General features: G+C 62.4%; 17 protein-coding genes. 11 read left to right on the forward strand and 6 right to left on the reverse strand.

All coding sequences use genetic code 11. The features are described from left to right. Positions 1-40: 40 nt before the first annotated feature. From BcanWU425_RS16175 to BcanWU425_RS16215, 10 genes are all read left to right on the forward strand, one after another. Positions 41-1,453 (forward strand): hypothetical protein, encoded by a 1,413-nt coding sequence (locus BcanWU425_RS16175; protein ID WP_231190677.1) that lies wholly within the window; start codon positions 41-43, stop codon positions 1,451-1,453. Further along, positions 1,450-1,722 carry a hypothetical protein gene (locus BcanWU425_RS16180; protein ID WP_231190679.1) on the forward strand — a complete coding sequence of 91 codons (273 nt, stop codon included), beginning with the start codon at positions 1,450-1,452 and terminating at the stop codon, positions 1,720-1,722. Before BcanWU425_RS16175 ends, BcanWU425_RS16180 begins: the two co-directional genes overlap by 4 nt. Beyond that, a complete protein-coding gene (locus BcanWU425_RS16185) occupies positions 1,719-2,150 on the forward strand; it encodes a hypothetical protein (RefSeq protein WP_231190681.1) in 432 nt (143 codons plus the stop codon). Before BcanWU425_RS16180 ends, BcanWU425_RS16185 begins: the two co-directional genes overlap by 4 nt. Beyond that, complete coding sequence (locus BcanWU425_RS16190; RefSeq protein ID WP_231190682.1) at positions 2,150-2,629, forward strand: hypothetical protein; 480 nt, start codon at positions 2,150-2,152, stop codon at positions 2,627-2,629. Before BcanWU425_RS16185 ends, BcanWU425_RS16190 begins: the two co-directional genes overlap by 1 nt. Next, positions 2,619-2,942, forward strand: a complete 324-nt coding sequence (locus tag BcanWU425_RS16195; protein ID WP_231190683.1) for a hypothetical protein — start codon at positions 2,619-2,621, stop codon at positions 2,940-2,942. Before BcanWU425_RS16190 ends, BcanWU425_RS16195 begins: the two co-directional genes overlap by 11 nt. A 28-nt stretch (positions 2,943-2,970) precedes the next feature. Next, positions 2,971-3,546, forward strand: coding sequence for a hypothetical protein (locus tag BcanWU425_RS16200; RefSeq protein WP_231190684.1), 576 nt, complete (start codon positions 2,971-2,973; stop codon positions 3,544-3,546). A 180-nt stretch (positions 3,547-3,726) separates the two neighbouring features. Continuing rightward, entirely contained in the window at positions 3,727-4,137 is a 411-nt protein-coding gene (locus BcanWU425_RS16205; protein WP_231190885.1) for a hypothetical protein, read from the forward strand. After that, the gene (locus BcanWU425_RS16210; protein ID WP_231190685.1) at positions 4,134-4,562 is read left to right on the forward strand and encodes a hypothetical protein; all 429 of its coding nucleotides are present in this window, start codon (positions 4,134-4,136) and stop codon (positions 4,560-4,562) included. The genes BcanWU425_RS16205 and BcanWU425_RS16210 overlap by 4 nt, the downstream gene beginning before the upstream one ends. Before the next feature lie 83 nt (positions 4,563-4,645). Beyond that, the gene (locus BcanWU425_RS37715; RefSeq protein ID WP_445818652.1) at positions 4,646-4,798 is read left to right on the forward strand and encodes a DUF6527 family protein; all 153 of its coding nucleotides are present in this window, start codon (positions 4,646-4,648) and stop codon (positions 4,796-4,798) included. Next, complete coding sequence (locus BcanWU425_RS16215) at positions 4,795-5,217, forward strand: hypothetical protein (protein ID WP_231190686.1); 423 nt, start codon at positions 4,795-4,797, stop codon at positions 5,215-5,217. The genes BcanWU425_RS37715 and BcanWU425_RS16215 overlap by 4 nt, the downstream gene beginning before the upstream one ends. Before the next feature lie 101 nt (positions 5,218-5,318). Here BcanWU425_RS16215 and BcanWU425_RS16220 read toward each other — a convergent pair whose 3' ends face one another. The 6 genes from BcanWU425_RS16220 to BcanWU425_RS16250 all read right to left on the reverse strand — a co-directional run bounded on the left by BcanWU425_RS16220 (position 5,319) and on the right by BcanWU425_RS16250 (position 10,540). Further along, positions 5,319-6,989: a GmrSD restriction endonuclease domain-containing protein gene (locus BcanWU425_RS16220; protein WP_231190687.1), complete on the reverse strand. Its 1,671-nt coding sequence runs from the start codon at positions 6,987-6,989 to the stop codon at positions 5,319-5,321. Positions 6,990-7,147: 158 nt separating this feature from the next. Beyond that, entirely contained in the window at positions 7,148-7,750 is a 603-nt protein-coding gene (locus BcanWU425_RS16225) for an ATP-dependent DNA ligase (protein ID WP_231190688.1), read from the reverse strand. A 303-nt stretch (positions 7,751-8,053) separates the two neighbouring features. After that, positions 8,054-8,215: a hypothetical protein gene (locus BcanWU425_RS16230; protein ID WP_231190690.1), complete on the reverse strand. Its 162-nt coding sequence runs from the start codon at positions 8,213-8,215 to the stop codon at positions 8,054-8,056. Further along, positions 8,215-8,577, reverse strand: a complete 363-nt coding sequence (locus BcanWU425_RS16235; RefSeq protein ID WP_231190692.1) for a hypothetical protein — start codon at positions 8,575-8,577, stop codon at positions 8,215-8,217. Before BcanWU425_RS16235 ends, BcanWU425_RS16230 begins: the two co-directional genes overlap by 1 nt. Before the next feature lie 703 nt (positions 8,578-9,280). Beyond that, positions 9,281-9,598 carry a hypothetical protein gene (locus tag BcanWU425_RS16245; RefSeq protein ID WP_231190696.1) on the reverse strand — a complete coding sequence of 106 codons (318 nt, stop codon included), beginning with the start codon at positions 9,596-9,598 and terminating at the stop codon, positions 9,281-9,283. A gap of 60 nt (positions 9,599-9,658) precedes the next feature. Beyond that, positions 9,659-10,540 (reverse strand): recombinase family protein, encoded by an 882-nt coding sequence (locus BcanWU425_RS16250; protein WP_231190698.1) that lies wholly within the window; start codon positions 10,538-10,540, stop codon positions 9,659-9,661. A gap of 472 nt (positions 10,541-11,012) precedes the next feature. Here BcanWU425_RS16250 and BcanWU425_RS16255 point away from each other — a divergent pair, with 472 nt between their 5' ends. Continuing rightward, positions 11,013-12,584, forward strand: a complete 1,572-nt coding sequence (locus BcanWU425_RS16255) for a porin (RefSeq protein ID WP_231190700.1) — start codon at positions 11,013-11,015, stop codon at positions 12,582-12,584. Positions 12,585-12,695: the final 111 nt, after the last annotated feature.

The following is a 12,695-nucleotide window of genomic DNA, read 5'->3' on the forward strand; positions in this document are numbered from 1 at the left end:
GCCTTTGCACTTTTCCCATCACAAAAAAGGAGTGCGACCGATGTCGCAATCGATCACGGCTGCGCAGTTGAAGGCAATCGCCGGCGGCGGCGCGCGGGCCGACTTGGTCGCGGCAATCGTGCGGGGCTGGCCCAATGCGGTGGCCAAGGCGAAGCTCACCACCAGGCTGCGCGCGGCGCATTTCCTGGCGCAGATCATGACCGAGACCGGCGGCCTTGAGATCCTCGAGGAGAGCGGCGCCTATCGGGCCGCCCGCATCATGGAGATCTTCGGCATCGGTCGTCACAGCGCGCGGGTGACAGATGCCGAGGCCAAGCGCATCGCGGCGCTGCCGATCGCGCAGCGTGGTCCCGTGCTGTTCAACCGCGTCTATGGCGTCGGCAATCCCTCCAAGATGCGCGAGTTCAACAACACCGGGCCGAACGATGGCTGGCTCTACCGCGGCGGCGGCATGATGCAGGCGACCGGCAAAAGCAACTACGCGGCGATGGCCAAGAAAACCGGTCTGCCGCTGGTCGAGCATCCGGAGCTGCTGCACCAGCCGGATTCGGCATTCATGGCCGCCTATCTCGAATGGGCGCAGGACGGCCGCTGCAACGCGGCCGCCGATCGCGACGACGTCGTCACGGTCCGGCGCATCATCAACGGCGGCAGCAACGGCATGGCGGAATGCCGCAAGTATCTCGCCAGGGCCAAGCAGGCGCTGGCCGATTATGCGGTCGCGCCGGCGGCGCCGTTCGTGGCGCTCGATCCTGCCGGCGACCAGGCTGACGTCGAGGATGGCGCGCCGGCGGCCGATCCTGCAACGGCTCGGCCCAACGTGCAGCCGCTCGATCCTGATGTGCGCGGCGATCCGGTGCTGTTCGACGTGCAGCGCCGCCTGAAGGCGCGGCGCTACAGCCCGGGCATCATCGACGGGCGCTGGGGCAGCGGCATCAGCGGGGCTCTCAGCGGCTTCATGAACGATCGCGGCGTTGCGCTGGTGCTGCCGTCCTCGGTCGACGAGTTTCACGGCATCGCCGACCAGGTCCGGGCCGAGCTGCTCGCGGCCGAGACCGAGGTCCAGCCCGACGGCAGCGTCGGATGGTTTCGCCCGGTGAGCGCGGCTCGCGCCGCGGCCGATCCAAAGCTGGTGAGCCAGCTGGCGCCCGAGGTGGCGCCGGCCAAGCGCAACTATCTCGCGGCGCTGTGGAGCTCGATCGTCGCGGCGCTGACGGCCGTCTGGCAGACCGTGAGCAGCTACGTCTCCGAGGCCTGGGACTTCTTCACCGATCATCGCGACGTCGTCGACGACCATCCCGGTCTTCTGTCGACGGCCTGGAGCTACGTGACCGGCGTGCCGTCGGAGATCTGGCTGCTGCTCGGCGCCGGGGGACTTGCCTTCATCGCCTACAATTCCTGGCGCGCGATCAAGACCTCGACGCTCGCCGTGCAAACCGGAGAACGGCAATGATGTATCTGAAAGCGGGCCTGGCGCTGCTCGATGCTTCAAGCCTGGTCACGAAACTGATCGTCGCCGGCGGCCTGCTGCTGGCTGCCGCGACCGCGTACGGCGTCTGGCATCATCAGGTTTACCAGGCCGGTTATGCGCGCGCGCTCGCCGATATCGCCGCCGAAGATCAGCGCGCGATCGGCCGCGCGACGGACCTGCGCAACACCTGGCGCGAGTGCCGCGACCGCGGCGGCCGCTGGGTCCAGAGCGAGGGAAGGTGTGCGTCATGATCAAGATCATTTCGATCGTGCTGCTGACGGCGCTGCTCGGCGGCTGCGCCTCGCGTGGGCCTGGCTCTATCGCCGGCGGCGAGTGCAAGATCTTCGAGGCACCGCCCTACGAGGTGCGGGGGGCGCGCGCCTATGATCAAGACTGGATCGACAGCCAGGTCGAAGGCGGCGTGGGTGGTTGCCGCTGGAAGCGTCCCGCGGCGCGGCCGGCGTCGATCGACGCGGCGCCGGTGCGTAAGGCAACGCCTGCGCCGGTCAAGCGCAAGAGCCTGGTGCGGCGGATCCGCGATCGCGTGCTGCCGGCAAAGGTCGAGGCACCAGCTGTGCCGCTCGAGTCGGTACCGACGCTCCCAATCGTAACGCCGCCGGCGCCGCGGCCGCCGCGCAGCGCGATCGAGAGGCTGCTGCAGCCGCGCGACGACGATTGATGGATCGTTCTCTCAGTCGGAAATTAGCCCATGCCTTCTTCCGTCATGCGGCTTACGAGAAATATCCGACCCGCACCGTCGAGCACATGCTCGCCTGGATGATCCTGGTCTGGTCGGCGAGCGTTGCGGTGCCCGGCAATATGATGCGGGGGCCAACATATCAGTATCTGCTGGCGATCGCGGGCGAGGGCTTCTGGGGCTGGACCGGCGTCGGCCTCGGCGTGTTGCGTCTGGTCGCACTCTACATCAACGGCAACTGGCGCAGGACGCCGGTGCTGCGCTTCGTCGGTGCGATGTCGGGCCTAGTGTGGTGGCTGATCCTGTCCGCGCTGTATGGGCTCGCGGTCCAGAACGGCGCTCCCGATTTCCCGATGCGGTATGTGTTGGTCGTGTTCATCTTCTTCGAGGCCTACAGCTGCTATCGCTGCGGGCAGGACCACGCATCGCCGTCGGCGCGGGACAGTGGCAATGGCGGCTGAGGCCTCAGACGCGATCACGCTCTACGAAGCCATGAAGTTTCTCGCTCCACTGGTTGGCGGCGGCGGGCTGACGGCGATGGCCGTGGCATATTTCGGCTCGCGTCGGCCGAAGCCGGCAGACCAGATCGAGCATCGCTCCGGCTCAGTCGGCATCCAGGCGCTGCTGGCCGATCACATGGCGATGCAGAACTTCACGGCCGAGATCAAGCGGCTCGGCGACGCGATGGAAGATCTCGCCAAGGCCACCAACCGCCGCGCAGATCTGCTCGACATCGCCCGCGCCGTCGATCGCCTGCACCACAACGCGGACTAGTTTTTCTCACCAACCAAAGGAAGTCAAAATGCTGATCCGCCTTATCCTGGCGGCGCTGTGCTGCGCCATGTTCGCCGGCCACGCCGATGCTCGCCCACGACACGTTCGATCCGTCATGGTCGACCCGGGCTGCAACGTCTTCTTTCCCTGCGAAGGCGTCGTCAACTCGCCGCGTGGCGAGCGCGTTGTCAAGGCCATGGGCGGGTTCGGCGTGGCCCGTAAGATCTATCGCCCGCGCGCGATGGCGCCGAGGTTGCAGAGAGAGGCAACCATCGTCAGCCATCCTGCGGGCTGTCCTTCGCGCGCCTTCTGCGGCTGCGGCGCCGCTGTGCGCGTGTTCGGAAGTCCCGTGCGATCGCTATGGCTAGCGGCGGCCTGGTTCAAATTTCCGCGCGCGGCGCCCGGCGCCGGTATGGTCGCGGTGCGCCGGCACCATGTCTTTGTGCTCGAGCAGCACCTCGGCGGCAGCAAATGGCAGGTCTATGACGCCAACTCGGGCGGCCACGCCACGCGGCTGCATGCGCGCTCGATCGCCGGCTATGTGATCGTCAATCCTTCCGCAGCGCATAGCGCAGGCACGCTGCTCCATGGAGGCGCGTCATGAGCGGTCAGCGGCGGGCCGTGGGCCGCGACATTCTTATGACGCTGATGATTGCTGCACCGATTCTGATGTGTCTCGCCGTCGCCGCCATCGCCGCGCTCGGCCTGGTTTGAAAGGTGCACTGCGATGGCGGCTTACATCCTGTTTGCGCTTGCGACGCTGGTCGTCGTGATCGGCCTGGTGATGGCACATAAGGCCCGCACGGGGCCGCAATCCACGGTGGCCTCGCTGTTGGTCGCGGTCGGAATCCTGCTGGCGTTCGCCGGCGCGGCGTTTGCCCGCGACGACGGCCGCTACGCCAATTCGGCGCTGAAGCCGTGGTTCGATGGCTTGCGCAGCGGCAAGGGCCCGTGCTGCTCGGATGCCGACGGCTATGCGCTCCCCGACGTCGATTGGCAGAGCGCCGGCGTGCGGTACCGCGTGCGGATCCCACGCTCGAACGATCCGGCCGACAAGAACGTCATGGTCTGGGTGGACGTGTCCGAGGATGCCGTGCTCACCGAGCCGAACCGCGCCGGCCGTACCATGGTGTGGCCGATCTGGGGCTACCAGGGGCCGAGCATCCGCTGCTTCATGCCGGGAAGTATGACATGAGGCTGGCTCCCGCGCTGCTCACCTTCACCGAATACAAGGCACTCGGCGACAAGGCCGTTGCCGACGGCATGTGGCGCAATGACCGCCGCGTCTTCCTGCCCGGGATGGGTTGGTTCAACGACTGGTATCTCGATCGATATCTCGGCCACGACTTCCTCTCGCCACACTACTATCGCGATTGGGCGGGCAAGCGGCCGCCGATCGAGCTGGTCTGCCCCGACGGCGAGATCTGGTGCATCGACCGCATGTCGTCGAACGGCAGCGGCTGGCAGGTGACAGGCACCTGGCCAAACATCACCTGCTCGCCCTCGATCATCGCCGGCGACTATCACGGCTGGCTGCGCAACGGCGAGTTTACGCCTGATATCGATGGCAAGAGCTGGCTGGTACCGAATATTGGCCCCGATTATGGCCGTCGCGCGTGAGTGACGTCAGGATCGAGCACTATGGACCGCGCCGGGATCGTTGCTGGTTCAAATGTCCGAAAAGGGCAGGGCGTGAATGCCATGTGCTTCTGAAGCCGTGGCCGATCAACGCCAATACATGGGACTGGAATCACGATGAACAGTCTCCGACGCTGTCGCCATCGATCAATTGCAACGGCCCGGGTGGTTGCGGGTGGCATGGCTTCATCACCAACGGCGAGGTGACGAACGCATGAGCAAGCTGCTTGTTCGCCAGAAGCCCCGCCGGCAGAAGTTCTGCTATGTCGGCGCGCCTGCGATCTTCCGGCTCGAGCTGGCCTGCCAGAAGCTCGAGGAGGCGTGGCCGGACGCCTTTGGCTGCTATCTTGTCGGCTCCTGCCTGGAGCGTCCTGACTTCCGCGACGTCGACGTGCGGATGATAATGAAGGACGAGGATTTCGCGCGCGAGTTTCCAGACTGTCATTCGCTCGACGGGCACTGGGAGCACGATCCCAAGTGGCTGGTGATGACGGTGGCGCTCGCCGGCTGGCTGCGTGAGCAAACCGGGTTGCCGATCGATTTCCAATTCCAGCCGCAGACCTTCGCCAACAAGCATCACGCCGGCACCCGGCACGCGATCGGGCTGCGCTACGTCTCTCGTCGCAAGCAAGAGTGAGGGGACCTCGACGTCCTCTGTCGTGTCAAACCTCCCAGACTTTGAGCCCGGTGCGGGGTGCCCCTTGCGCCGGGCTTTTCTATTTGTGTGCGAGGCTGCGCTTAAGAAGGTTCTGCCGAAACGGAAGCCCCAGACTCCTTAGCCAAATGATCTTTGTATGTAGAATTGCAGTAGGGATGAGAAATGCCGGTGTTTGAAGGGCGACCGTCACCCCCATCACGCTTTGCTAGTACATGGTCCCCTTGGATTGAATTTCGGTGCCACACGCCGTGGCAAATATCGCACTTTGGAGCGCCGGGGAGTTGAGAATCCCATATCGCTGCGGTTCTTGTCGACGCGCTGATGCGTTTTGCGCTTTGTTCTCCGGGTAGGCGGATTACCGGCGTTTTGTGCTTGAGGAATGGGAATGCATCTAGCGCAGACTGCTCTACCTCCTCGTACGAGAGACCTTGAGCAAAAGCGTTTAGCGCGTGCTCCCAGTAGCGCTTCAACCAAGGCGTACTCCTGCTTCCACTGCCATTCTTGTGAATAATCTCCGTCATAGCCCACTTGTTTTCGATTAGAAATTTTTCGACGAGTGGCCGCACGTCGCAAAATGCATTGACCGCCTTGCGCTCGAACAAGTCGTCAATCATCGCGGCCCACGCCAAAAAAGCCCACGGTGAGAAAGCGCCGCCCTTAGTGTAAAAATAGACAACGGGATGAAGCCCCAAAGAGGCCGGCTCTTTCCCTGTGATGCGGGAAACCGTCCGCAGGACTTGCTTCAGGTATGTAACCGTGATGGAGCCGGTGGCGTCTTTTTCCACCTTGTCCCTAGCCGTCTTCTTGGTTGAATCGGCGACCTTGGCTGCATTTATTGAATTGATGAGGTCAAACACGAACGGCAAGACGCTATATCCGCGCCCCCCAACTGGAACATCCAATGTGTCTATTGGCCCGTCTGATTGTAGTGGCGGCCTATAAAGCAGCGTATAAATTTGCCCTGACAACCTTGCGACCTCAGCCTGCACATCGCTGTCAAAGTCTTTCCAATAGGCATATCCCTTTCCACCATGAGCAACGGCGCGAGCAGCTATCGCGTTCCCGGACAGCCGCGACTGCAAAATCCGTTTTTCAGTTGGATCTAGTGGCGTTGCAGCGTCATTGATCTTGAAAAACGAATCTTCAGCCGCCTCTTTAGTCGCGGCAGGAACCCACTGAGCGATGAAATGCGTGACGCTTAGATTGCTAATGCGCGATTTCTGTTCCTCAGTTACTGCCTTTGGAAACTCAACCCCCGCCTGAAAAATGGAGAAGTGCCCGACCCGATCTTTGATAAGGGTTCGTGTCTTGTTCGCCAATGTGAGTTGTTCGGGGGCGATGTACGGCCCGAACAACTTCTTGGAGAGCTCTCCATCGCCATAATCGTCATAAATCCATGCCAGCAAGGCGGACAGGCGGTGCGCCCCATCCACCACGAAGTTGTACTGACCTGCTCGCCAGAGGATCACTGCGGGGATCAGCCGTCGATCCAGAAACGCGGTCACAAGATCGACTATTTTGGCTGGGGTCCAATGTACGGTTTCCCGCTGAAATTCTGGCTTCCTAAGCGCAGTGCTGAAGAACGATCTTGGCTGGAAATGTGTGATCCCTAGCTTTTCCTCGCCTTGGGTTCCGCTGACCATCCCTTCGCCAACCGCCAAATCCTCCCGCGGAATAAGCGCATCAAGGTTTACTCCGGTCGTTGCCATTCCCTCAGCCCCATAATGCTCCAGACAGCGGGCGGCGTTCATAGTCCCTTGCGGGCACGAATCTTCCCCCGGCGCTACTCATGGTAGCACCGAGGTGATGGGTACGAAGTAGTAATATTCCCATCGCCGGGTGTGTTCGGTTCAGCGTCGTGTTCAAAGCCGATTGAGTCGGCCCACCGACGTTTCCGGCGAAAGCTCTCTCAGCTAAATGAGTCCATCACCCGCGTCATCGCGGGATGGCTGCGGTTCTTCACCTTGATCCAGTCCTTCGACCGACCGCCGCTGTAGCGGCGATCGCGGCGCTTCGATACCAGGCCCTCGAGGGCCATACGGGCGGCGGCGTCGAACAGCTCGGTGCCGATCTCGCCTGGCTCGAACGGCGCCACGAACATGCCGTCGGGCCGGCCGCGCAGCAGCCGCGCCAGATTTGTCTTGCGCATCGACAGCGGCAGTTGCCGCAGATCCTCGCCGCCGAGCGCGAGGACGTCGAACGCGTAGAGCTGCACCTCGTCGTCGTGCTTGCGCGAGTGCAGAGCGTTGAAGTCGGACACACCGTCGACGCCGAGCACGACGGCCTCGCCGTCGATGACGAATTGGCTCTCGCGGTTCTTCAGCGCGGCCTGGACGATCCAGGGGAAGCGCTTGGTCCAGTCATGGCCGTTCCTGGTGATCAGCCGCACGGCCTTGCCCTGGCGCTCGACGCGCAGGCGGTAACCGTCATATTTGATTTCGTGGATCCAGTCGGGACCGACGGGCACGGCTTTGGCCGCCGTGGGCAGGCAGAACTCGAACGTTTTCAGCATGGCCAAAAGATAGGGCTTGGCGCGGCCTTTTTGGAGTCGGACGGCCTATTTCAGTGGCTTCCGGCGCGGCTTTCCAGCCGGGTTCCTCAGCAGAGGCCGCATCACCTCGATGCTGGTGAGAGCGGGGTCGAAGCCCTTCGGTAGTACCGGCAGCTCGTCCGGCGCGGCATCGTTGCAGTCGGGGCAGGGCTCCCCGGCGGCGCCGCAGCCCAAGCCTTTGGCCCGTCCCACGGGCGATCGGGATGGTTCTCGCAAACCCAGTGGGTGCCGTCACAGCGGGCGCATGCCATGTCCGGTCCTCCGTCAGTGCGCCGTGGGCTCTTCCTCGATCTCCTGGCCGTGCAGATGGTCGAGCACGTCGCCGAGGTCACGCATGTCCAGCATCTTGCCGCACACCGGGCAGCGGATGAAGTGCTCGCCCTCGTTTTGCGGCGCAGGGCCTTGCGTCTTGCCCTCCCGGAACATCAAGCGGCGCCCTGTAGCGGCAGTGCGAGCTGCACGTCGAAGCGCCTGGTTGCGTTGGCACTGATGAAGGCCTGCAGGGCGGCGGAGAGATCATCATCGCTGTCGGCCGCGCGTTGAGCCACCGCGTCGGCGACATCGGAAGTGGCGTCGCGCGACCAGCCCTCGATCGCGTTGAAGCACACGATCCGGACCGGATAGGCATACTGGCCGGAGAGGAGCCCTCGCAGCACGGTCTCAAGGTCGGTCTCCGCTTCGTCCGTCTCGCGCCAGGCGCACCCGGCGCGCGCGCCGAAGTCTTCGAGGACCAGGTAGATGTCGCGGTCGAGGCGATCGGCCAGCACCATCGAGGGCGAGGAACGCATACGCAAACTCCACAGGACTAAGCGCTAATCGTCAGAGATGACTGATCGTTCCGCGCCCGGAGTTCGCAAACTATACAGCCCTATTTGGGCGGTTGCAGTCCCGGAGATGTAAGCCACGCGGACATCTGTGAGCCCGTTTCAGCTTGGCGCGCCTGGCGAAGAAGTGCTTCGCGGGCCGTTCCCGGCGGGACCTCTTTGGCTTTCTCGCGAAGGCGCTTCGCTTCCTCCGCTAGCCTTATATCCAGCGGGGAAGATTGGATGATCCTGCGGCGCTGCGTCATGGTCCTACACCAACCAAAGACTCTGCCGCAATCAACGTACAATGATGGTTCCAGTTCCGGCGACAGGCCGCTGTGATGACCGCCTCAGCCTGTTTTCGTTTTGTGCTTACGTTGAGATAAATCAAGGAATTTGATCCGCCCCGAACACATTGCGAACGCGAACGCATCCGCCAATGGAGGCGCTTCACTCTTTCCAGTGCAGCTTTGCGCAGTTGGGGCACTGGTACACCCCGACTTCGCGACCGGACCCCGTGTCGAGAATGAAAGTTCTCAAGATTGTCGGGATGTCGCAGTTGTCGCAGTGTGGATGCTGCTCGGCTCTGGCCACTCGCTTCAGCATTGATTCGGCCTCCCCACCTTCGCATGTATACAACGCGCGTCGGATGGGTGCCTTCACGCAAGTTAAGCGCGCCCGCGATGCTCTACCGGTGCCACGGCCGCCGGCGGCCCTGGATCTCGCGGGCCTTGCTGATCTGGTCGTAGCCGATCTGGCCGTGCAGATCCTCCCATGCGGTTCGGAACCGGGCCTTGGCCTCGGTGAGGCTGCCGGCGCCACCGCGGTGCTGGTCGCGCTGGGGGACGTTGGGCAGGAAGACCGACCAGGACCAGCCGGCGGTGCCGCCGACGCCGGCGCCGCGAAAGATCCGCCCGATCGAAAGCTCGTCCCAGATCACCTCGTAATCATCAGGTGCGGTTTCGCCGCCGATCACGGTGCGGCGCATGGTGAGGTCGTCTGACATGGCTCTATTACCAAACGAGACCCGGGAAGATTTTGGGGCTCAGAGGCGACTGGTTGCGACTCAAGCAACGGAAATGCAGCGATAGAGTGGGCCATCGCGTAGCTCTACATCGATGCAACGCCCCGCCATGTCTTTTCGGATTTGCGCGAGGGAGAGCCGTGGGTGAGATGTCGCGCCAGCACTGTGAACAACGAGCTTTGCCACGATCTGTTTCAGCAAAATCGCCATGTTCACTCTGGCTGCATACCGTTCGATCTGATCGGTCGAAAGCTTTCTGATTTCTTCGGCAAGATCGAGCAGCGATAGTCTTTGCGATCCGCTCAGCCTTTCGGCGAGCGCCGGATGTGCCAAGAAGGCCAGAACGCTGGTCTCAAAATCCTTGTACGTCCAGGCCGAACGGCTGCACCCGCCATCGTCCAGGGCGCGTTCACAGACTAGAACCTGCACATTGGAGATGCGGTGGAATACAACATTACTTCCACAGTAGGCGCAGAAGCAGAGATCTCCGAAGATGCTGGCGAGATCAGTTCCTTTGCGGCCGCGGTGCGCAAGATTTTGTCGACGCGCCACCTGCGCAGCCTCAAACATCTTTTTGTCTATTACCGCGGGATAGTAGTCGGGCATCGGAGGCCCGCTTGGAATCCCCTTCTTGTGACCGGCTGCAAAGCTCTTGGGTTGATGCTCGCCGTATGTCGCGCGGTTCCTGAGCATGTAGTCGATGGTCGTGTTATCCCACTGGGAGGATTGCGTGAAGGTCGGCACCTGTTGAGCATCAAGGTACTTGGCAATTGCGTAACTGCCCATTCCACCGATCGCGAGGTCGAAAATCCGCTTCACGATCTTGGCCCGATCCGGGAGAAGCAAGAATGCCTGACGGTCTTCGCTGAGCCCCAACCAGCTGGGAGCTGCCGAAATCTTCTTGTGCTTCTTGTTATCGGACATCCATTCGCCTGCGCCACAGAGCCGCTCGCAAGCGGCCCGATTCGGCCTTTCTCGCGCAAACATTCTACCGTCGCATCCTAGCTCGATGGGGGCGGGGAGGCGGCTCACTTACGTATCACGGCCATGTGAAATAAAAGAACGTTAGTAGATTCAATTGGTTAAAGCGAACTCGCCCGGAATGGGTGCGTGATTTTTGTGCAACACCCTTCGGGATTCAATCGTTCCCAGCCTCTTTGAACGTGTTCGGATGTTGCGTGGGCTGGGACCATCGATCATGGTGACTGAGCGACGGAGGGGGGCATCCCGAGGTCGTCCCGTCTTAGGTGGTTCGCTTAAGTCCCTCGCGTTCAGCGGGTGTGTCCGAAGGCGCGAAGCGACTAAGCGGTGAATTTAAGGGACAAGGGAACCAACCTTAGGGTGTCTTCACCCAGCGGATCCGGAACCTTCCCTATGGCAAACTTGGAGGTTTAACATGAAGTTGGTTAAGAGCCTTTTGCTCGGTTCCGCGGCGGGTCTGCTCGCTGTTGGCGGAGCGCAGGCAGCCGATCTCCCCGTGAAGGCCAAAGCGGTCGAATACGTGAAGATCTGCTCCCTGTACGGTGCGGGTTTCTACTACATCCCCGGCACCGACACCTGCATCAAGCTGGGTGGTTATCTGCGCGCTGAAGTCGCGCTGAACACCAACTCGGACTACAGCGGCCAGTTCACCGGCAACAATGGCGCGCGCAACCGTCTGACGAACTACTACACCATGCGCGCTCGTGAAGATCTCAACATCGACACGCGCACCGCGACCGAGTACGGCGTCGTCCGTACCTTCTTCGACGGCGTGTTCTCCTGGACCACCGGTAACTACAACGGCACTGGCAGCGCCACCGGCGGCACCGCCTACAGCAGCACGCTGGCGCTCAATACCGCGGGTGCTTCTCCGGCACTGGTTGGTTCGGCCGTCAACGGCACCGACGGCGCGACCTCCGGCGGTTCGCTCGGCGTGTACTACGCCTTCATCCAGTTCGCTGGCTTCACCATGGGTAAGGCCGTGTCGCAGTTCGACGCGCCCTGGACCAACTATCCCGGCAACAACTACGACGGTCTCGTCGGCGGTTCCGGCACGGTCACTGGTGTCAACCAGTTCACCTACACCGCTGACTTCGGTCAGGGCGTGACGGCGTCGTTCTCGGCTGAAGATGCGACGGCCTATTACCAGGCCGGCAATCAGAACCTGTCGGGCGCATCCGTGGCTGGCATTGTTGGTGGCGCAAACGGCGTCAACGCCATCGGCGGTTCGCGTTCGCCGAACCTCGTCGCTATGGTCCGCGTCGACCAGGCTTGGGGTCTGTTCCAGGCATCAGTCGCTGCGCATGACAACCACGTTGCCTACTACGGCGCGACCGAACCCACCGGTCATCCCGATGACAAGTGGGGTTGGGCTGCTCAGCTCGCTCTGTCGATCAAGAACATCCCGACTGGTGCGGGTGACGTGATCAACATCCAGGGCGTCTACACCGATGGTGCGACCCGCTACAACTTCCAGAACCTGGCGGGCAGCAGCTACTCGATGTTCGGATCTTCCGGCATCGCCTACCAGAGCGTCGGCTTCGCCAATGCTCCCGACACCGTCTACGTCACGGGTAGCCAGCAGGAATCGATCAAGACCTGGGGCTTCCGCGGTGCCTACACCCATAACTGGGATCCATACTGGAACACCGCGATCTACGGTGCCTACGCTCAGGCGCAGTACGGTTCGCTGGGCAAGGCCGCTATCTGCGGTGTTGGCGGCACGTTCGTCACCGGCGCGGCTGTGGCTGGCGTTACCTCGTGTAACCCTGACTTCGCCATCGGCCAGGTCGGTTTGATCACCCGCTGGACCCCGGTCAAGAACCTGACGTTCTCGGCTGACCTTGCTTGGACCCATCTTGACCAGAAGTACGCCGGCGTGGTCGCCGTGGCTCCGTCCGGTGTCACTGCCAAGCCGGCTGCGGTTTACGAGCTGAAGGATCAGGACACCATCACCCTGCTCCTCCGCGCTCAGCGCAACTGGTAAGCTCGCTCTAGACGACAGAGACGGGAGCTCTTGGCAGGTAACTGCCGAGAGCTCCTCAGAGCCCTCGGCGGGAAACTGCCGAGGGCTTTGCTGTCTTCGGAAGCAAGATTG

The organism is Bradyrhizobium sp. WU425, assembly GCF_021052305.1.
Classification (GTDB): domain Bacteria; phylum Pseudomonadota; class Alphaproteobacteria; order Rhizobiales; family Xanthobacteraceae; genus Bradyrhizobium; species Bradyrhizobium canariense_D.